At 62.1% G+C, this 17,646-nt stretch carries 19 protein-coding genes; 7 read left to right on the forward strand and 12 right to left on the reverse strand.

Annotation, left to right across the window (positions count from 1 at the left end; all coding sequences use genetic code 11):
* Positions 1–158: 158 nt before the first annotated feature.
* From DKW65_RS14455 to ilvC, 5 genes are all read right to left on the reverse strand, one after another.
* Positions 159–788: a protein-methionine-sulfoxide reductase heme-binding subunit MsrQ gene (locus DKW65_RS14455; RefSeq protein WP_111658144.1), complete on the reverse strand. Its 630-nt coding sequence runs from the start codon at positions 786–788 to the stop codon at positions 159–161.
* A gap of 34 nt (positions 789–822) precedes the next feature.
* The gene (msrP, locus tag DKW65_RS14460; RefSeq protein ID WP_111658290.1) at positions 823–1,827 is read right to left on the reverse strand and encodes a protein-methionine-sulfoxide reductase catalytic subunit MsrP; all 1,005 of its coding nucleotides are present in this window, start codon (positions 1,825–1,827) and stop codon (positions 823–825) included.
* Between the two features lie 69 nt (positions 1,828–1,896).
* A complete protein-coding gene (locus DKW65_RS14465; protein ID WP_111658145.1) occupies positions 1,897–3,432 on the reverse strand; it encodes an aldehyde dehydrogenase family protein in 1,536 nt (511 codons plus the stop codon).
* A gap of 64 nt (positions 3,433–3,496) precedes the next feature.
* Positions 3,497–4,291 (reverse strand): CDP-diacylglycerol--serine O-phosphatidyltransferase, encoded by a 795-nt coding sequence (gene pssA, locus DKW65_RS14470; RefSeq protein WP_111658146.1) that lies wholly within the window; start codon positions 4,289–4,291, stop codon positions 3,497–3,499.
* Positions 4,292–4,408: 117 nt separating this feature from the next.
* Positions 4,409–5,425, reverse strand: a complete 1,017-nt coding sequence (gene ilvC, locus DKW65_RS14475; RefSeq protein ID WP_111658291.1) for a ketol-acid reductoisomerase — start codon at positions 5,423–5,425, stop codon at positions 4,409–4,411.
* A 148-nt stretch (positions 5,426–5,573) separates the two neighbouring features.
* On the opposite strand from ilvC, the gene ilvY reads away from it, so the two are divergent.
* From ilvY to DKW65_RS14495, 4 genes are all read left to right on the forward strand, one after another.
* Positions 5,574–6,467 carry an HTH-type transcriptional activator IlvY gene (ilvY, locus tag DKW65_RS14480; RefSeq protein WP_111658147.1) on the forward strand — a complete coding sequence of 298 codons (894 nt, stop codon included), beginning with the start codon at positions 5,574–5,576 and terminating at the stop codon, positions 6,465–6,467.
* Positions 6,468–6,600: 133 nt separating this feature from the next.
* On the forward strand, positions 6,601–6,747 hold the full coding sequence (locus DKW65_RS14485) for a lmo0937 family membrane protein (RefSeq protein ID WP_111658148.1): 147 nt from the start codon (positions 6,601–6,603) through the stop codon (positions 6,745–6,747).
* Between the two features lie 62 nt (positions 6,748–6,809).
* Entirely contained in the window at positions 6,810–7,343 is a 534-nt protein-coding gene (locus tag DKW65_RS14490) for a PAS domain-containing protein (protein WP_162925895.1), read from the forward strand.
* 21 nt (positions 7,344–7,364) lie between these two features.
* Positions 7,365–9,914: a chemotaxis protein CheB gene (locus DKW65_RS14495; protein ID WP_111658150.1), complete on the forward strand. Its 2,550-nt coding sequence runs from the start codon at positions 7,365–7,367 to the stop codon at positions 9,912–9,914.
* A 3-nt stretch (positions 9,915–9,917) separates the two neighbouring features.
* On the opposite strand, the gene DKW65_RS14500 is transcribed toward DKW65_RS14495, so the two are convergent.
* A complete protein-coding gene (locus DKW65_RS14500) occupies positions 9,918–10,652 on the reverse strand; it encodes a Crp/Fnr family transcriptional regulator (protein WP_111658151.1) in 735 nt (244 codons plus the stop codon).
* A 368-nt stretch (positions 10,653–11,020) separates the two neighbouring features.
* On the opposite strand from DKW65_RS14500, the gene DKW65_RS14505 reads away from it, so the two are divergent.
* Positions 11,021–11,569 (forward strand): porin family protein, encoded by a 549-nt coding sequence (locus DKW65_RS14505; protein ID WP_162925896.1) that lies wholly within the window; start codon positions 11,021–11,023, stop codon positions 11,567–11,569.
* A gap of 9 nt (positions 11,570–11,578) precedes the next feature.
* Here DKW65_RS14505 and DKW65_RS14510 read toward each other — a convergent pair whose 3' ends face one another.
* The 6 genes from DKW65_RS14510 to DKW65_RS14535 form a co-directional block, all read right to left on the reverse strand.
* The gene (locus DKW65_RS14510; RefSeq protein ID WP_111658153.1) at positions 11,579–12,844 is read right to left on the reverse strand and encodes a diguanylate cyclase domain-containing protein; all 1,266 of its coding nucleotides are present in this window, start codon (positions 12,842–12,844) and stop codon (positions 11,579–11,581) included.
* Positions 12,841–13,050 carry a hypothetical protein gene (locus tag DKW65_RS14515; protein WP_111658154.1) on the reverse strand — a complete coding sequence of 70 codons (210 nt, stop codon included), beginning with the start codon at positions 13,048–13,050 and terminating at the stop codon, positions 12,841–12,843. The genes DKW65_RS14510 and DKW65_RS14515 overlap by 4 nt, the downstream gene beginning before the upstream one ends.
* Before the next feature lie 92 nt (positions 13,051–13,142).
* The gene (locus DKW65_RS14520; RefSeq protein ID WP_111658155.1) at positions 13,143–13,964 is read right to left on the reverse strand and encodes a transglutaminase-like domain-containing protein; all 822 of its coding nucleotides are present in this window, start codon (positions 13,962–13,964) and stop codon (positions 13,143–13,145) included.
* Positions 13,961–14,662: an N-formylglutamate amidohydrolase gene (locus DKW65_RS14525; protein ID WP_211315817.1), complete on the reverse strand. Its 702-nt coding sequence runs from the start codon at positions 14,660–14,662 to the stop codon at positions 13,961–13,963. The genes DKW65_RS14520 and DKW65_RS14525 overlap by 4 nt, the downstream gene beginning before the upstream one ends.
* A 35-nt stretch (positions 14,663–14,697) precedes the next feature.
* On the reverse strand, positions 14,698–15,423 hold the full coding sequence (locus tag DKW65_RS14530; protein ID WP_111658157.1) for a proteasome-type protease: 726 nt from the start codon (positions 15,421–15,423) through the stop codon (positions 14,698–14,700).
* A 93-nt stretch (positions 15,424–15,516) separates the two neighbouring features.
* Positions 15,517–16,104, reverse strand: a complete 588-nt coding sequence (locus DKW65_RS14535; RefSeq protein WP_211315818.1) for a TetR/AcrR family transcriptional regulator — start codon at positions 16,102–16,104, stop codon at positions 15,517–15,519.
* A 55-nt stretch (positions 16,105–16,159) separates the two neighbouring features.
* Here DKW65_RS14535 and DKW65_RS14540 point away from each other — a divergent pair, with 55 nt between their 5' ends.
* Positions 16,160–17,149 carry a putative solute-binding protein gene (locus DKW65_RS14540; protein ID WP_111658158.1) on the forward strand — a complete coding sequence of 330 codons (990 nt, stop codon included), beginning with the start codon at positions 16,160–16,162 and terminating at the stop codon, positions 17,147–17,149.
* Positions 17,136–17,642: a hypothetical protein gene (locus DKW65_RS14545; protein WP_111658159.1), complete on the forward strand. Its 507-nt coding sequence runs from the start codon at positions 17,136–17,138 to the stop codon at positions 17,640–17,642. The genes DKW65_RS14540 and DKW65_RS14545 overlap by 14 nt, the downstream gene beginning before the upstream one ends.
* Positions 17,643–17,646: the final 4 nt, after the last annotated feature.

Raw genomic sequence — 17,646 nt, forward strand, 5'->3', positions numbered from 1 at the left:
GTCGGTCACCGTTGTTGCCGTGTGCCGTCGTTGTGGAGGCGCATTCTAGAGAGATTTGGCAGCCGGTCAACAGTTTTTTCAAAGAAAGTCATCAACCGTTCATCTTTTAGCCAAACTCGCCGCCTTCACCCCGATTCCGTATGCTTTTTGACCATAAATCAGGGAGTTGCCGATGGTTTTTTAGGCAATCTCTGGGGTCGTCGCCCCCGGCGAAGCCGCCACACCAGCAATGTGGCCACCACCAGGGAGAACAGCACGGGTTCGGTGTAGTCCGACTTCTGGATCCACCATTGGTGGGCCAGTCCCAGCAGAATGGCGGGAAAGATCAGCCGGTGCAATTGGCCCCAGCGCCGCCCCAGGCGCCGACGGCTGGCGCGGGTGCTGGTCAGCGCCAGGGGCAACAGCAGTAGCCAGGCCGCCATGCCCACCAGGATATAGGGGCGTTCGGCCACCTCGGCACCGATAAAGCGCGGCTGCCAACCCAGCAGCAATCCCGCCCAGGCGAGCAGGTGCAGGGTGAGATAGGTAAACGCCAGCAGGCCCAGGTCTCGCCGCCAGCGCATCAGCCAGCCCTGGCGGGTCATCACCGCCAACGGCCGCACCGCCAGGGTAGCCACCAACGCCACCAGGCCCCACCAGCCGAGCCGGGACACCAGCGCCAGCACGGGGTCGGGGCCCAGCGCGCCACCCAGGCCCTGCCCGAGCACAACCACCAGCGGCAGCAGCCCTGGCAGCCAGATCAGGCCGCCCCAGCGCCGCACCTGTATCGCGGCAACGTCCGGTTTCATGTGCGCCTCACCACCCGCTCACGTCAGGGCCAATTCAATAGAACCGCTGCAGATCCATGCCCCGGTACAGTGACGCCACGTCGTCGGCATAACCATTGAACGGCAGCGTCTCGCGCCAATTGGGGTTGAACAGCGAGGTGGGCAGGCGCCGTTCACGGGCCTGGCTCCAGCGCGGATGATCGACATCCGGGTTCACGTTGGCATAGAAACCGTACTCGTTCGGCTGCATCCGGTTCCAGGTGGTCGGGGGCTGTGTTTCGGTGAATTCGATACGCACCACCGACTTGATCGACTTGAAGCCGTACTTCCAGGGCACCATCAGGCGCAGCGGAGCACCGTTCTGATTCGGCAGCGTGCGGCCATACAGCCCGACCACCATCATCGTCAGGGGGTGCATGGCTTCATCCATGCGCAGGCCCTCGACATAGGGCCATTGGATACCGGAAAGACGCGCTCGCTGCCCCGGCATCTGCTCCGGGTCGTGCAACGTGGTAAAGGCGACATAGCGCGCGCGGGACGTCGGCTCCACCCGCTTGATCAGGTCCGCCAGGGAAAAACCAATCCAGGGCACCACCATCGACCAGGCCTCGACACAGCGCAGCCGATAGATGCGCTCTTCCAGCACTTGCCCCTTGAGCACATCCTCAAGGGTGTAAGTGCCAGGCTTGTCGACATGGCCGTCGATGGTCACCGACCAGGGGTCCACGCGCAGGCTGCCCGCGTGGCGCATCGGATCTGTCTTGCCGGTACCGAACTCGTAGAAATTGTTATAGCGGGTGACATCACTGTAGGGCGTCAGCGCTTCATCGGTATCCGGCTTGCCGTCCTGACGCGCTGCGACCGCCTCGCGCCACCACTGTGGGCGGCGGCTGTCTTCGGCCGCGGGATTATCAATCAGCGCAGCCCAGGCCGGACGCGTCCCGCCCAGCGCCAGCGCGCCGACGGCCGCACCGATGAACTCACGGCGGCGCAGGTAGATCCCTTCGGGTGTAATGTCAGACGGTACAACATCAGTGCGGCGGCGATGACGAATCAACATGGTGACCTCGGCGTGCGCGAATACATCACCCACCCAAGCCTACACGTCTCGCCGGGCAAAAGCGTGAACTCAGCGGGCGCGCCCGGTAAGCCGGTCGATCTTCAGGGCGACCCGGATCAGCCGCAGCCAGCGCATCGGCCCGCGCTGGCCAAGCAGGTCCAGCAACTCGCCCGTCAGCGCCAGCTTTTCTGCAGAATAGGGGTACCAGTTCGGCTCCGGCTTGCCCCGGGTCGGATCAGTCAGCACGGCCTTGGAGCGGGTCATGCCGCGCAGCCCCTCGGCCCCTTTCATGCGCCCGAAACCGGACCGGCGCACGCCGCCAAAAGGCAAACCGGCATTGCCTTCGGTGAGCATGACGTTGTTGATATTGATACAGCCCGTGGCCAGCGCGCGGGTGAGTCGCTCGGCACGCTGCTTGTCCGCCGTCCAGACACTGGTGCTCAGGCCGGTGGCGCAGGCATTGTGGCGAGCAATGATTTCGGCCTCCGAGGTAAACGGCTGCATGACCAGCACGGGCCCGAAAATTTCCTCGTGGCTGATGCGCATGGCCGTCGTGACGCCTGTCAGCACAGTAGGCAGATAGTAACGGCCACACTCACTGCGCCGCCCACCACAGTGCAGCGTGGCTCCCTGGGCCAACGCGTCGTCCACCAGCGCGCAGACGTGTCGCATCTGGAAATCCGTGGTCAGCACGCCCAGATCGGCGTTCGCGTCCGTGCCCAGCCGCACGGCAGCGCTGGCTGCCACAAGCTGCTCAAGCACGATATCGAAGACGCCATCCTGTACCCAGAGTTGCTCGATGGCCGTACAGCTCTGGCCGCTGTTATGCAGGTTGCCCCAGCAGGCCGCCGCCACTGCGCGCGGCAGGTCGGCGTCGTCGAACACCAGCATCGGGTCACGGGCGCCCAGCTCCATCAGCACCGGAATCACCTGATCCGCCGCGCGGCGCATGATGCGCTGGCCGGTGGCCAGGCTGCCGGTAAAGGCGATCAGATCCGGCCCCGCCTCAATCAGCGCCTCCCCCGCGCGGCCGTCGCCATGTACCACATGCAGGGCCTGTGACAAGAGCGGATGCAACGCGCGAATCTCATCCAGCACCTCGCGCATGGGGGTATGCTCCGACGGCTTGAGCACCACGGCGTTCCCCGCCACCAGCGCAAACATGGCCGCTGTCATGCCAATGGCCAGCGGCAGATTCCACGGGGAAATCACCAGCACCACGCCGCGGGGTTCGTACAGAATGCGGCTGCGCTTGCCCAGCAGGCTGATCGGTGTGGGCACGGTGTCATCGGCCAGCAGGCGCGCCGCGTGATGCCGCAACCACAGGCAGTCTTCCGTAAGCTGGAACAGGTCCGACAGCATGGCATCGCCCCGGCTGCGCCCGGACTCGGCAACAATCTGATCAAGCAGCCGCTCGCGATGCTGGCGCAGGTAATCGAGCAGGGCGTCCAGGGCCTGCAGGCGCACGGACAGGGGAATATCCCGCAGCGCTTCGGCGGCTGCCCGGGCCGAGGCCATGATCACCTGGCATTGAGCAGCGGAGGCCGCCGTCACCGTATAGAGGGCCTCGCCCGTGGCGGGGTTGGTGACAGCGAACTGGGACATGGGCTCGACTCCTTTTTTTGGCACCAATGTACCAGCAAAGACAAAAGGAGGCGAGCCGCTCAGTTCATGCGCGACGGCGCGCCTTGCGCAGCCCCCAGAGCGCCATTAGTGGTCCGGATGATACGTAGGCCACCGCCACCGTCAGCAGCACCAGCGGCGGATCGAGGAACACGATAGCGAAGGCCACGATCACGCCAAGCAACACCCGGAACGGCACGCGGCCGATGCTGAATTCCTTGAAGCTGTGATAGCGGATCGGCGACACCATCAACAGGCCCGCTGCGGCAGTAAAGAACGCCACCAGATAGCTGATATCGTTGCCATCAATCCCGCGCGAAGCGCCCAGCCACACCAGCGTGGCCACCAGACCGGCCCCCGACGGGCTCGGCAGGCCGGTAAAGAAGCGCTTGTCCGACGTTGCGGACTGCACATTGAAGCGCGCCAGCCGCAAGGCGGCGCAGGCCACATAGATGAACGCGGCCGCCCAGCCGAGGTTGCCCAGCTCGGACAGCCCCCAGGCATAGGCCACCAGCCCCGGCGCCACACCGAACGCGACACAATCAGACAGCGAATCGTACTCGGCACCAAAACGGCTCTGGGTATTGGTCATGCGCGCCACGCTGCCGTCCATGCCATCCAGAATGCCGGCGACAATGATCGCCACAGCGGAATGGACGAACATGCCGTTCATGGCCGCCACGATGGCATAGAAGCCGGCGAACAGGGCCGCCGTGGTAATCAGGTTGGGCAACAGATAGACACCCCGGTGACGGGCACCGTGGCGATCCGGGCCGGGCTCGATCACTTCAAAGCTGTGCGGGTCATCCTGCGGTGCAGGCGGTTTCTCGTGTTCCGTCATCGTCGCTCTCATCGGGCAAACAGGCCAGCGGCCTCAAGCGCCCAGTGTACCGGAGTCCGGCCGCACAAAAAACGCGGCCCGGAGGCCGCGTTTCAGGGATCGGACCCAAGGCCCGGATCAGTTCTTGCTCTTGTCGATGATCTTGTTGGCCTGAATCCACGGCATCATTGCACGCAGCTTCTCACCCACCTGCTCGATCGGGTGCGCCGCATTGTTGCGACGGGCCGCCGTCATGGACGGGTAGTTGAAGGCGCCTTCGGCAATGAACATCTTCGCGTATTCACCGCTCTGGATGCGCTTGAGGGCGTTGCGCATGGCTTCACGGGACTGCTCGTTGATCACTTCCGGGCCGGTCACGTACTCACCATACTCCGCGTTGTTGGAGATGGAGTAGTTCATGTTGGCAATGCCGCCTTCGTACATCAGGTCAACGATCAGCTTCAGCTCGTGCAGACACTCGAAATAGGCCATTTCCGGCGCGTAACCGGCTTCCACCAGCGTTTCGAAACCGGCTTTCACCAGCTCCACAGCGCCACCACACAGCACGGCCTGCTCACCGAACAGATCGGTTTCAGTCTCGTCCTTGAAGGTGGTTTCGATAATGCCGGTGCGACCACCGCCAACGCCTGCAGCATAAGACAGAGCCAGTTTCTTGGCGTTGCCAGAGGCGTCCTGGAAAATCGCGATCAGGTCAGGGATGCCGCCACCCTTGACGAACTCGCTGCGCACGGTGTGACCGGGCGCTTTCGGTGCGATCATGATCACGTCCAGATCCTTGCGCGGCACGATCTGGTTGTAGTGAATGGCAAAGCCGTGGGCAAAGGCCAGGGTGGCGCCCTGCTTCAGGTTCGGCTCGATCTCGTCGCGGTACAGCTGCGCCTGGAACTCGTCCGGGGTCAGCACCATCACCACATCGGCGGCCGCGACGGCGGTGGGCACGTCAGCGACTTTCAGGCCATGGGCTTCAGCCTTCTGAATGGACGACGAACCCGGACGCAGACCCACCGTCACGTCGACGCCGGAATCGTTCAGGTTGCAGGCGTGGGCATGGCCCTGGGAGCCGTAGCCCAGAATGGCGACTTTCTTGCCCTGGATGATGGACAGGTCGCAGTCCTTGTCGTAGTACACGGTCATGCTCATGATGCTGATCCTGTGCTGGAGGTCATGGGGGACGGCCCTGGGGGCCGATACAGGCTGGCCACCTTAGGCTATCGGCCGCGTTGCGTAAAATGATATATTTGCAACGTTATATGCCGAATATCGAAACACTCCAGGACACCCGATGGATACCCGCCCGCTTGAGCTGTTCCTGACCCTGGCCGAAACCCTGCACTTCGGCCGCACCAGCCGCTTGTGCCATGTCAGCCCGTCGGCCGTGAGCCGCAGCATCCGGCAACTGGAAACCGAGCTGGGCACCCCCCTGTTCTACCGCGACAACCGCCGGGTCAGCCTGACCCGCGAGGGCGAGCGGTTTCGCGATTACGCCCGCCAGGCCCTGAGCGACTGGCGCACGATTCGCCTGGCGCTGCAGGATGAGCAGCAGGTGTTGCGCGGCGAGTTGAGCCTGTATTGCTCGGTCACCGCCAGCTACAGCTTTCTGCACGACATGCTCAGCAGCTTCCGGCAGAACTTCCCGCGTATCGAGATCAAGCTGCACACCGGCGACCCGGCTCAGGCGGTGGAGCGGGTGCTGGCCGGCACCGAGGACATCGCCATCGGCGCCCGCCCGGCGCAATTGCCCACCGGCATCGCCTTCCACCCGATCACCCGCTCTGCCTTGCTGTTTATCGCCCCGGCCAGCCAGCCGCAGCTGGCCGAGCGCCTGACCGGTGAGGCGGAGGCCGAGGCCTGGCGCCACGTACCCATGATCCTGTCTGAAGAGGGGTTGGCCCGGGAGCGCACCGACCGCTGGTTCCGCGACCTCAGTCTGCGCCCGGAAATCTATGCGCAGGTCAGCGGTAACGAGGCGATCGTCAGCATGGTGAGCCTGGGCTTCGGCGTCGGCGTGGTCCCGCAGATCGTGCTGGACAACAGCCCGCTTGCCGGGCGCATCCGGATCCTTGATGTGAACCCGCAGCTGGCGCCTTATGAAGTCGGCCTGTTCACTCTGGAGAAGCGGCTGAGCGAACCCCTGATTGATGCGTTCTGGCACCAGCAGGCCCTCTCCACCCCCTGAACAATGCCACGGTGGCACCGTTCAGCGGGTTCAGCGATATGTTGGGCAGCGCACAGACCCGACCGGGCAGACGGGGCCAACCTGCTATCTATCGGCTGTGCGTCATGCCATTCTGATATCGAGGAGAGCCCGAATGCTTGGAACCATTGCCATCATCCTGATCGCTTTGTGGCTGCTGGGTTTTGTCAGTTCATACACCCTGGGCGGATTCATCCATATCCTGCTGGTGATCGCCGTGATCGTGATCGTTGTGCGTCTGCTTCAGGGGCGCCGACTGTAACCTGTGGAGCCACGATGTCTGAGCCCCCTGCCGAAACCGACATGAGTGTGACGTTGCGGGACATGGCCGAAACCCGGCTGAAGACGGGTACGGCGCAGCAGGCGGGCAGCTATTCGCTCGGCCTGGATGCGCTGAAACTGCTGCATGATCTTTCCAGCAACCCCGATACCGCTTCCGATGCGCTCAAGCTGTTGCACGAATTGCAGGTGCACCAGGTTGAAATCGACCTGCAGAACGAGGTCATACAAAGCGGCGGGCATCTGCTTGCCGATGAACTGGCTCACTACAAGGCGCTTTATGAAGGCGCCCCGGTCGGCTACTTTGTTGTCGATCTGCAGGGCGGCATTCTGCAAGCCAATCCGACCGGCGCCGCCCTGCTTGATACCGCACCCGACACCCTGTGCAGCGGTCCGTTCGATCGCTTTCTTGCAGCCGACAGCCAGCCGGTTCTGGCGACCATCCTGAGCGCACTGCGCCAGGGGAGGCCCGGGCAGGGCGGCGAGGTGTTCACGAGCAGCGCCCGCCGCCTGCACATGGCCGCCAATCTTTCGCCCGACACGCGCTGCGCTCTGTTAGTCTGTTCCGAGGTTTCCTGACGCCCGGCAGAAGGTCCATCCATGGCTCCCCAGACAACTGCGCCCCCTGCCGTGACACACGCGCCCGCCACACGCATTGTCGGGATTGGCGCCTCGGCGGGCGGCCTGGAGCCCCTGGAGCAGTTCCTCGCCAAGGTGCCAGTGCCCAGCCACATGGCTTATGTGGTGGTGCAACACCTTGACCCCACACACAAGGCACTGCTGTCGGCCTTGCTGCAACGTATCACCCCGATGCCGGTTCACGAAGCGCAGCAGAACATGCTCATCGCACCGGATTGTGTTTACGTGATCCCGCCGAACACCGAACTCAGCGTGGTCGACGGGCGACTGCATCTCGGCACCCCCAGCGCGCCTCGCGGCCTGCGCCTGCCCATCAATGTGCTGTTCAACTCGCTGGCCGGTGCCTTGGGGGAGCAGGCGATCGGGGTGGTACTTTCCGGCATGGGCGCCGACGGCACACTGGGTTTGCAGGCCATCAAGGCCGTGGGCGGGCTGACCCTGGTACAGCAGCCGTCATCAGCGCAGTTTGATGAGATGCCGGCCAGCGCGGTGGCTTCGAACTGTGCCGACATCATTGCCGATGCCGCCGATATGCCCGACCGCATTAGCGACTATCTCGCTCAGGCTCCGCCCCCCGACGGCGAAGAGACCCTCGACACGACCGCCCCGGAACAGGCGCCCCTGCAGCGTATTTTCACTTTGCTACAACAGCGAACCCGGCATGACTTTTCCTCCTACAAGCCCAGCACGCTGCATCGCCGCATGGAGCGTCGCATGGCGGTACACAGCCTGCGCACGCTCGCCAGGTACGCTGACTTTCTGGAGCAGAACCCTCACGAAATCGACCTGCTGTTCAAGGAACTGTTAATCGGCGTCACGCATTTTTTTCGCGACCCCGGCGTCTGGGATCACCTGGCCAGCATCACGCTGCCAGCCATGCTGGCCCAACGCGGCACCGCCCACCATCTGCGTGCCTGGGTGGCAGGCTGCTCCACCGGAGAAGAGGCCTACTCCCTCGCGATGGTGTTCATCGAGGCCACTGAGCAGGACGAAAGCCTGCGCGGGTTCTCCCTGCAGATTTTCGCCACGGACCTGAGTCCGGAGGCGATCGCCACCGCACGCCGGGGCAGATACCCCGACGCCATCGCCGATACGTTATCGAAAGAACGCCTGGCCCGATTCTTCACGGCAAGTGAACGTGGCTACCAGATCAACAGCAGCATCCGTGACATGGTCATGTTCGCCGAACAGGATCTGCTACTGGACCCGCCCTTCACCAAACTTGACCTGATATCCTGCCGCAACCTGCTGATCTATTTTGACGCCAGCCTGCAGCGGCGACTGATCCCGCTGTTCCACTACAGCCTGCGCGAGCACGGTATCCTGCTGCTCGGCAGCGCCGAAACCCCAGAGCCTTTCCATCATCTGTTTACGCCGATCGATCCCAGACTGAGGCTTTATCGCCGCAAGGAAGACGCCCCGAAAGGCGCGGTAAATTTCCCGATCAACACCTTCCCCCCCATGTCGACGACAGCCCCGGAGAGCGCCGTGCCCGCAAGCACCACACCGCCGATCAACACACTGCAAGCAGCGGCCGATCATGTACTACTGCAGGTCTATGCGCCCGCTGCCGTGCTGATCACTGGCGATGGCGACATACTCTATATCAGCGGGCGCACCGGAAAATATCTGGAGCCTGCTGCCGGCAAGGCCAACTGGAACATTCACGCCATGGCGCGCGAGGGGCTGCGCGCACCGTTAGCTGTCGCCATCAAGGACGCACAGGGCCGCGGCGAACCCCTGCACCTGCACGGGCTGCGCGTGGCGCTTCCGGGGGGCGGAGAACAAAGCATTGATGTGACGGTGCAGGCGTTGCGTGAACCGTCCGCACTGCGCGGCGCCACGATGATCGTATTCCGCGATACTGACCGGCTGCCGCCAGCCCCGCAGGCACATCAGAACGAGATCACGACCGAATCTGCCCATGAGGCTGCGCTGCAACAATGCCGCGATGAAATACAGAATCTTCGCGAGGAAGCACGCGCCTCCAGGGAAGAACTGCAATCGGCCAACGAAGAACTGCAGTCCACCAATGAGGAGCTGACCACTTCCAAGGAAGAGATGCAGTCAATGAATGAAGAACTGCAAACCATCAATGCAGAGATGCAGACCAAACTTGATGACCTCGCGCTGGCACAAAGCGACATGAAGAATCTGCTCAACAGCATCGATATTGCCATCCTGTTCCTGGATCAGGATCTGAATGTCAGACGCTACACCGACCGCGCCGCCAGACTCATCAATATCCGGGGAACCGATATCGGACGACCTTTCAGTGACCTGACCACGATGCTGGACTACCCGACGCTGCATACGGACGCCATGCAGACGTTGCATGCCGTCAGTGTCTCGGAAAAACAGGTCAGCACGACCGACGGGCGCTGGTTTGCCGTGCGCATCATGCCTTACTACAGGCAGGAAAACGTCATGGATGGCGTCGTGATCACGTTTGTCGAGATAACCGAAACCAAGAAGCTGGAACAGGCATTGCGTCGCGACCTGGAAGCATGACCGCTATTTCTTTTCCGGTATGTCTGTGGACACTCCCATAAGGCGATCGGTTTCAACCTTGACCACCGCATAGCATTCGCAGCACATCTCTTCCATTTTTTTCCGGTTCACCACGGTGATCCGTCCCCGGTGATACTCGATCACGCCGGCACGGTACAAGACCCCGGCCGCCTCCGTCACGCCTTCACGGCGGACCCCCAGCATATTGGCAATCAGCTCATGCGTCATGACCAGCTTGTTGGATTCCAGCCGGTCCAGGGACAGCAGCAACCAACGGCAAAGCTGCTCCACGATGCTGTGGTGACGATTACAGTATGCGGTCTGCGCCATCTGCGTGATCAGTGCCTGGGTATAACGGAGCATGAGCCGGCGAAACTCGGGGTCAACATGATTGAACTCGGCCTGCAGATATTTACCGGCCAGCCGGTATGCGCCTCCCGCACTCTGAACAATTGCCCGACTGGGCGTACTGCCGCCGCCCATAAAGAGCGCGATGCCGACCACCCCGTCCTTGCCCACAACCGATATTTCTGCGGAGCCGCCGTCATCCGCAACACACAGCAGCGACACGATGGAATCCGTCGGGAAATACACATAGCGCGCATCATCCCCGGACTCCTGCACGACCAGACCCAGAGGAAAAGGGACATATTCAAGATGCCTGAGCAGTCTGTCCCGAACCGGCTCTGACAAGGCGGCCAGCAGCATATTCTGCATTGGCGATGGTTTATCGGACATGGCTTCAGTCCTCCCTGAACCTGAGCAAGCCAAAAATCGCGTACTGCATGGACCCCGGATCATACCGATAAGCGAAACCGGACAAGTCGTCCTGTCGGGCAACCGAGCGCGGTATTGAAGGGATAAACTGAGAGGCTCCACAACAAAGTAACGCATCCCCCGATGACGTCGGAGGACGCCTTCCATGCTGCCAGCTCCCTGCGATCTCGTCTGTGCGGTAGCACACATGCATTCCATGGCCGCTGTGTTCCATGGCGTACAGACCAGGATCCCCGCCCCTGACAGGCTGTACAGGCGAAACAGGGTGCCCGCTTCTGCGGCCACACCTGAATCGGAACGCTACAAGCACCACCACCTGGAGTACGACAATGAACAAGCTTCTGCACATGCCATTGATAGTCGCAGGCCTGTCTCTGACCTCAGCCGGTATGGCTTTCGAGAGGAACGATCGGGAAGCCGGTTTCTACGCAGGCGCCAGCGCCGGCTACTATCGGATCAATGATGACGATTTTCTCGACGAAGACGACCGCCTGAAAGACAACCGCGTGGCCTGGCGTGCTTATGCAGGCTTTGAAGCGGGCAGGATATTTGCTATCGAAGCGGCTTATACGGATTTCGGTGACACCAGTGATGGCCAGGCCAACATGGAACTGACTGGCGTGTCGGGTGCGGTGCTGATCAACATACCCTTGCTTGAAGTCGTCGCGCCTTACGGCAAGCTGGGTGTCATGTCCTGGGACCGGAAGCGCTCGCTGGGCCCCTTGAGCAACAGTGACAGCGGCAGTGATATCTTTTATGGTCTGGGTGTCCGATTCGCCCTGGCGTCCAACGTGGATATGCGGCTCGAATATGAGCGTTACGATATTGATGACACCGACATCGATATGGCATCCATCAACCTGCAATACCGCTTCTGATCATGTCTGTCAGGACAGCGCCCCGGAACGACGGCGCTTCTCCTGATACATGGCGGCATCTGCATGCTCGATCAGGGCATGCATGTCTTCGCCATCCCCCGGGTACATACTGATACCAATGCTCATCGCCACGCTGACCTGGTGCCCGTCTACCTGTACAGGCTCGGCGACCAGCGCCAGCAGCTTGGCCGCCACCTGCTCGGCCGCCGCCAGACTGGCCACATCCGCCAGCAGAATGACAAACTCATCCCCGCCAAGACGGCAGACGGTGTCGGTATCACGCACGGCATGCAGCAGATTGCCTGCCACCGCCTGCAACACCAGATCACCCACTCTGTGACCGAACACGTCATTGATCTGTTTGAAGTTGTCCATATCCACAAACAGCATCGCCGCCTGCCTGGCATGGCGATGCGCCAGGCTGATGACCTGCTTGAAGCGCTCCTCCAGCAGGATGCGGTTCGCCAGCCCGGTGAGCGAATCATGGCTGCCGAGCCAGGCCATCTTGCGCGTCACCGTGCGGGACTGGTTGACATCGCGAAACACGATCACCGCGCCGGTGACGTGCCCGTACCGATCATAGACCGGCGCCGCAGAGTCCTCGATGCCGACCTCGCTCCCGTCAAGGCGATGCAGAACACAGTTGGCGGCCAAGCCCACGGTCTGGTTCTCGGCCATCGCATGAAGGGCCGGATTCCTGGCCCGCTTGCCGGTGCCACTGTCGGTAATATTGAACACGACCGGCAACTTCTGCCCGCGCGCCCTGGCACAAGACCAACCTGTCAGACTCTCGGCCACCTGATTGAGGTAGGTCACATTGCCTTGCACATCGGTCACCAGCACCGCGTCACCGATCGAACCCAGGGTCACCCTGGCACGCTCCTTCTCTTCAAAAAGCGCTTCATCCGCCTTGCGCCATGCCATCTCGGCACGCTTGCGGTGCGCCACATAATGGAGCGCGCCGGGCAACCAGCTCATGCTCACGGGGCTTTCCGGTCGTTCGCTGTCGTTTTCATCCAACGGCAACACCAGCGCGTCCGGAGCGGCCAGCCGCAACTGGCTGAACACCTCGGCACGGTCGACGCCGGGCAGCGTCATGCTGGCCAGCACCACCTCGAACGCGGCGCAGGCCAGACGTTCAAGCGCGCACGCCAGTGTCGCCACATGCTCAACCCGGAAGTCGCCTTCGCCGGCCACCACCACTGACGTTTCTATCCGCCGTGCCCGATCGATGTCTGCCTCGACCAGGAGCACCGCCTGGCCGGTATCGCTCACGGCGACAGCGCGGCCCGGGCCGATCCGGTCAGTCCCAGGCCGTAGCGTCCCGCTGGCTGCTTGCTGCGGGTGTCGTCCCTCTCCAGAGCATCCTCCTCCGCATTCTGCGTTGCCTCATCGCGAGACAGCTGAGTCTCGCATCCGGCGAGCGTGCTCAGGAGGGCGGCGGCGAGCAGTGCCCGCATGATCGTTCCGTAGCGTTCCATGATCGCGTTCCTTCCATTCCGGCAAGATTGAACCGGATCATCGCAGCATGCTGTCCTGAGGTCGGTGCGGCGGCGTACGAACGCATCACGCGCTAGGGAGTGGGAATTTCGCGCATTTCGTCTGTGTGCACCTTGAATGATCTCAGCGTGCTGCGGCCGAAGGTGGTACTGATCGCCACATCAGCGGCATCACGACCACGCGCGATAGGAATACGTCCGATACGCGGCATATTGTTGCGCGGATCAAATATGTACCAGGCGCCGTCCAGGAACGCTTCAAACCAGGCAGCAAAATCCATTTCTCCGTAGGGCGGCGGAATAGCGATATCGCTCAGATAACCCGCGCAGTATCGGGCCGGGATATTCATACAGCGACACAGCGCGATGGCCAGATGCGCGTAATCGCGGCACACCCCTTTTTTCTCCTGATAAGCCTCCCATGCCGTTCTGGTACTGCGCGCATGGTGATAGCCGAACTCGATATGGTGATGCACGTAATCGCATATCGCCTGGACCCGCGACCAGCCCGTGGCAGGATGGCTGAACTGCTGCCAGGCAAAATCTGTCAGGGGTTCCGTTTCGCAGTATCGGCTGCCCAGCAGATACAGCAAGGCCTCGTCAGGCAGCTGATCAACCGGCGTCTGTCTTGCCGCCGGATTGACAACATCCGGCAAGCCGCTGTCGGTGATTACCGCATCCGTAGACAGATGCAACATGCCCCGGGGCGCGACGATACGAGTACATTGATTGCCGTAACCGTCGACATAGTGCCTGATCGGGATGGACGGCACCGCCACAACACGATCAGGCACCGCAAGATCCCGGGCCCGGGAAGCATGCACGTTCAGCATGAGAATCACCGGGGTGGGCTGGGGACAGTCGAATGCCAGTTCGTAACCAATGCGAATCTTCATGGTAATGCCTCAGCGGATGCCCCGAGCACTGTATTCAGAGAGGTAACCAGCGATCGCCTCAGCAGCGTCCATGTCCTTGCGGGGTGCAAAACATTGCTCTGGTTCAGCTCCAGTTCGATCCCCAGATAGTGATCCGGCGGAAACAGCGTCCGGAGCCAGGTCGTCATGCCATCGTTACGGCCCTCGTAGGGGAAGTTGCGACGCACCTCAAGCTCCGGCGCGATCACCCTGAGCACTGACTTCCAGCGCGCACACAGGGCCCGCTCGCCTGGCCGGGCTGGATCATATAAAAGCCCGATATCCGCACGGCGCAGCACGCCATCCAGATTGTCGGTAAAGCTGTGGCAGGACACATGGACCACCCTGCCTCGACGGGCCACACCCTGCGCCACCAGTCGTCGGGCTTCCAGACGATAGGGGTGATAAAAGCGTGCCACGATCTCCTGCCGAACCTCGGCCGCCAGCGCGAAAATGGCCTGCCGATGCAAGTGGCGATGGCCGATGGACCGATTCAGATCCACGACCAGGCGACTGACCGTGGACGCAAGCAATGGCGCGCGGAAGTGTGTCGCCATGGCCTGCGCCATCGTCAGCGCCCCCGGGTCGAAACCACGGTGACTGGCCAGCAGATCCTGCTCGCCCTCAAACAGATACCGATAGGGCTCAGGCACCCGATTGCCGCCGTGTTCACAGGTCACGACCAACGCCGGTACACCCGCGCTGGTGGGCGGCGCTACCATTGCAGGTCAGTCAACCGAGTGAAGACGTCACGCACACCTGCGTTCCATTCCTTGCTCAGTGCCGCAAAGTAGGGATCGCCTGGAGCAAAGCGACGCCGCATGGTCACGTCCAGGCTATCCAGCTTGTAGCAGATCAGGTCAATGGGCATGCCAACGGACAGGTTGCTGCGCATGGTCGAGTCGAACGACACCAGAATGCACTTTGCCGCATCGTTCAGGCTGGTGGAACGCCTGATCACCCAGTCGATGACCGGCTTGCCGTACTTGGTTTCGCCGGTCTGGAAGTAGGACGTCTGATCACCCGCCTCGATAAAATTGCCTTCGGTATAAAGACGAAAGAGGCGAGGCGCCTCGCCCTTGATCTGACCGCCCAGGATAAATGACGCATTGAAGCCGACGGCGTTTCTGGTCAGGTGCTGGCCATCGCGTTTGTCCACCTGCCGCATGGCTTCCGAGACCAGCAAGGCGACATCAAACATGGACTCGGCATTCTCCAGACTGGGACAACCCGACCGCGCCTCATTTTGCCTGAGCGTGCTGATGACGGCCTGGGTACCCGCGAGATTGCCCGAACTCAGCAGCACGATCACCCGGTCACCCGCCCGTTCGAAAAGACTCAGTTTGCTGAAGCTGGCGAAATTGTCGACCCCGGCGTGGGTGCGGGAATCCGAGGCAAAGATCAGGCCGCTCTCCAGCATTACGCCAACGCAGTAAGTCATCAGGTCATCCCGAGCATGAGAATGACCAGTATGAGCCTGCGCAGGGCGTGACTCTGTGCGTTACACCACCAAGGCCGCCAGAGCCGTTCGGGTTCAGCTGTCGGCGCTGATCACACGGTCGATCAGCGCATCGGCGTCCCACGGCAGATGCGCCAACTGTCCATCCATAAGCAAATAGCTCATCCCGTGTGCCAGGGCCCACGCACGCAATGCGGCCACGGCGACCTCCTCGCTCTCCGGTGGTTTGCCCATGAAGGCCGCCAGCGCGGATTTGAGCACGCTCAGCGCCTGCCCCCCTGCCATCACCAGTTCTTCATCCTGACGCCCGGCGCTGAAATTGCCGAACATCAGCCGGAACAGGGACGGATTGGCCTGCGCAAAACGCACATAAGCGCGCCCACTGCACAGCAGGCGATCACGCGCAGACGTGCCCGCCGACGCGCCCTCCAGCAACGCCTGACTGAAACGGCGGAAGCCCTCCGCGGCAATCGCCACCATCAACGCTTCCTTGTTGCGGAAATGGCGATAGCTGGCGTTGACCGTCACCCCGACCCGTCGCGCCGCCTCGCGCAGGCTGAAGTCGGTGCCGCCCGTTTCCACCATCAGCCCGAGTGCGGCTTCGACCAGCGCCTGACGCAGGTTGCCGTGGTGATAGGTGCTGCCTTTGCCTGATGTTGACACTGTATACTTTTCCCGGCAGGATCAATGTGGACATTGTACACACAGGACCCCCCCCATGACACGGACTCTCACCGTCGCGCTGTTACTGCTGCTGAATATGACACACGCCACCGCGGACTCCGCCCGTACGGTGTGTGTGTTCAGCCTGACCGGCGTGCACGGTGAGCCGTTTGACACATTGCGTGATTTCGCCCTGGCCTCGCAGCAGCTCGGGGTCCCCCTGAATTTACGGCCCGTGACCAACGAACGTGTCGCCGCCGAAGAGTTTCAGGCCGGGCAATGCGACGCCGCGCTCCTCACCGGCATGCGAGCACGGCAGTTCAATCCCTTTACCGGCAGCGTGGATGCTATCGGCGGTCTGCAGGACTACGACAGCCTGGAAATGCTGTTCACCGCTCTCGCGCGCCCCGCCCTGGCGCCTCATATGCGCCATGGCCCCTATGAAATCGCCGGGCTGTTACCGCTGGGCGCAGCCTACATCTTTCTCAACGACCGCAGCATCAACAACGTCGGCAAGATGGCCGGCAAACGCCTGGCCGTGCTCGAGCATGACCCGGCCCAGCAGATGATGGCGTTGCGCATCGGCGCTCAACCGGTATCGGCGGACATCAGCAACTTTGCCAACCGCTTCAATAATGGCGCCGTGGATGTCATCGCGGCGCCTGCGGCCGCCTATATGCCACTGGAAATCTATCGCGGTGTCGGTGCACACGGGGCCGTGGTCGATCTGCCCGTGGCGCAGCTTTCTCTACAACTGGTGCTGCGCCATGAACGCTTTCCACCAGTCTATGCCCAGCAGGCGCGGGAATATTTTCTCGATCAGTTTTCCCGCGCCATGCGGCTGGTGGAGAACGCCGAAAGCGAAATACTGTTCTTCTTCCCGCCGCCAGACGCCGACCGGGGCGCTTACGACCAGTTACTGGATGAGGCCCGCCTTGCCCTGACGAAGGCGGGCCACTATGACCCACTGATGATGCGACTGATGAAACGGGTGCGCTGCACCCGGCAACCTGACCGGGCGGAGTGCACTGATGATCGGGAATAAGAGACGGCTCAGCATAGGCCTGCTGTACCTGCTTTGCCTCGGAGACGCTGCACCGCTGCATGCCAGCGGCGCTGACCCGGACGAAGCACTGTCACGCCGCGACGGCGAGCAATTTTTCCAGCGCTATCAGGCCGCCTTGACCGAGCGGTCCGCACAACGCTTGGAAGCGCTGATTGCCGAAGATGCCGTGCTGCGTATCGCACTGGAGCAGCCCGGCGACGAGGTGCCACAGCAGTTCACTCTGCCCCGCCATCGTTTTGTGCAACACCGTCGCACACTGTGGCATTTCGCCAATGACGTGCGTCAGCAATTCGATACACCCCGCTACTCGCCGCAAGCCGGGGGCACGCTGGAACTGCGCTTTACCGAAACCGAACGGCACAAGCTGTTTGGCCAGGACACTGGCCAGCGCAACGCGGTCACGCTAACCCTCGGGCAACGCGATGGCGATATCGTGATCCTGACACTCCACAGCAACAGCCATCTCTGGTGAGGCC

Source organism: Isoalcanivorax indicus (assembly GCF_003259185.1).
Taxonomy (GTDB): Bacteria; Pseudomonadota; Gammaproteobacteria; order Pseudomonadales; family Alcanivoracaceae; genus Isoalcanivorax; species Isoalcanivorax indicus.

What these genes read in the sequence shown, in the direction of transcription:
- DKW65_RS14455 (WP_111658144.1), bottom strand. Translation starts at nt 788, where the DNA reads ATGAAACCGGACGTTGCCGCGATACAGGTGCGGCGCTGGGGCGGCCTG.
- msrP (WP_111658290.1), bottom strand. Translation starts at nt 1,827, where the DNA reads ATGTTGATTCGTCATCGCCGCCGCACTGATGTTGTACCGTCTGACATT.
- DKW65_RS14465 (WP_111658145.1), bottom strand. Translation starts at nt 3,432, where the DNA reads ATGTCCCAGTTCGCTGTCACCAACCCCGCCACGGGCGAGGCCCTCTAT.
- pssA (WP_111658146.1), bottom strand. Translation starts at nt 4,291, where the DNA reads ATGACGGAACACGAGAAACCGCCTGCACCGCAGGATGACCCGCACAGC.
- ilvC (WP_111658291.1), bottom strand. Translation starts at nt 5,425, where the DNA reads ATGACCGTGTACTACGACAAGGACTGCGACCTGTCCATCATCCAGGGC.
- ilvY (WP_111658147.1), top strand. Translation starts at nt 5,574, where the DNA reads ATGGATACCCGCCCGCTTGAGCTGTTCCTGACCCTGGCCGAAACCCTG.
- DKW65_RS14485 (WP_111658148.1), top strand. Translation starts at nt 6,601, where the DNA reads ATGCTTGGAACCATTGCCATCATCCTGATCGCTTTGTGGCTGCTGGGT.
- DKW65_RS14490 (WP_162925895.1), top strand. Translation starts at nt 6,810, where the DNA reads ATGGCCGAAACCCGGCTGAAGACGGGTACGGCGCAGCAGGCGGGCAGC.
- DKW65_RS14495 (WP_111658150.1), top strand. Translation starts at nt 7,365, where the DNA reads ATGGCTCCCCAGACAACTGCGCCCCCTGCCGTGACACACGCGCCCGCC.
- DKW65_RS14500 (WP_111658151.1), bottom strand. Translation starts at nt 10,652, where the DNA reads ATGTCCGATAAACCATCGCCAATGCAGAATATGCTGCTGGCCGCCTTG.
- DKW65_RS14505 (WP_162925896.1), top strand. Translation starts at nt 11,021, where the DNA reads ATGAACAAGCTTCTGCACATGCCATTGATAGTCGCAGGCCTGTCTCTG.
- DKW65_RS14515 (WP_111658154.1), bottom strand. Translation starts at nt 13,050, where the DNA reads ATGGAACGCTACGGAACGATCATGCGGGCACTGCTCGCCGCCGCCCTC.
- DKW65_RS14520 (WP_111658155.1), bottom strand. Translation starts at nt 13,964, where the DNA reads ATGAAGATTCGCATTGGTTACGAACTGGCATTCGACTGTCCCCAGCCC.
- DKW65_RS14530 (WP_111658157.1), bottom strand. Translation starts at nt 15,423, where the DNA reads ATGACTTACTGCGTTGGCGTAATGCTGGAGAGCGGCCTGATCTTTGCC.
- DKW65_RS14540 (WP_111658158.1), top strand. Translation starts at nt 16,160, where the DNA reads ATGACACGGACTCTCACCGTCGCGCTGTTACTGCTGCTGAATATGACA.
- DKW65_RS14545 (WP_111658159.1), top strand. Translation starts at nt 17,136, where the DNA reads ATGATCGGGAATAAGAGACGGCTCAGCATAGGCCTGCTGTACCTGCTT.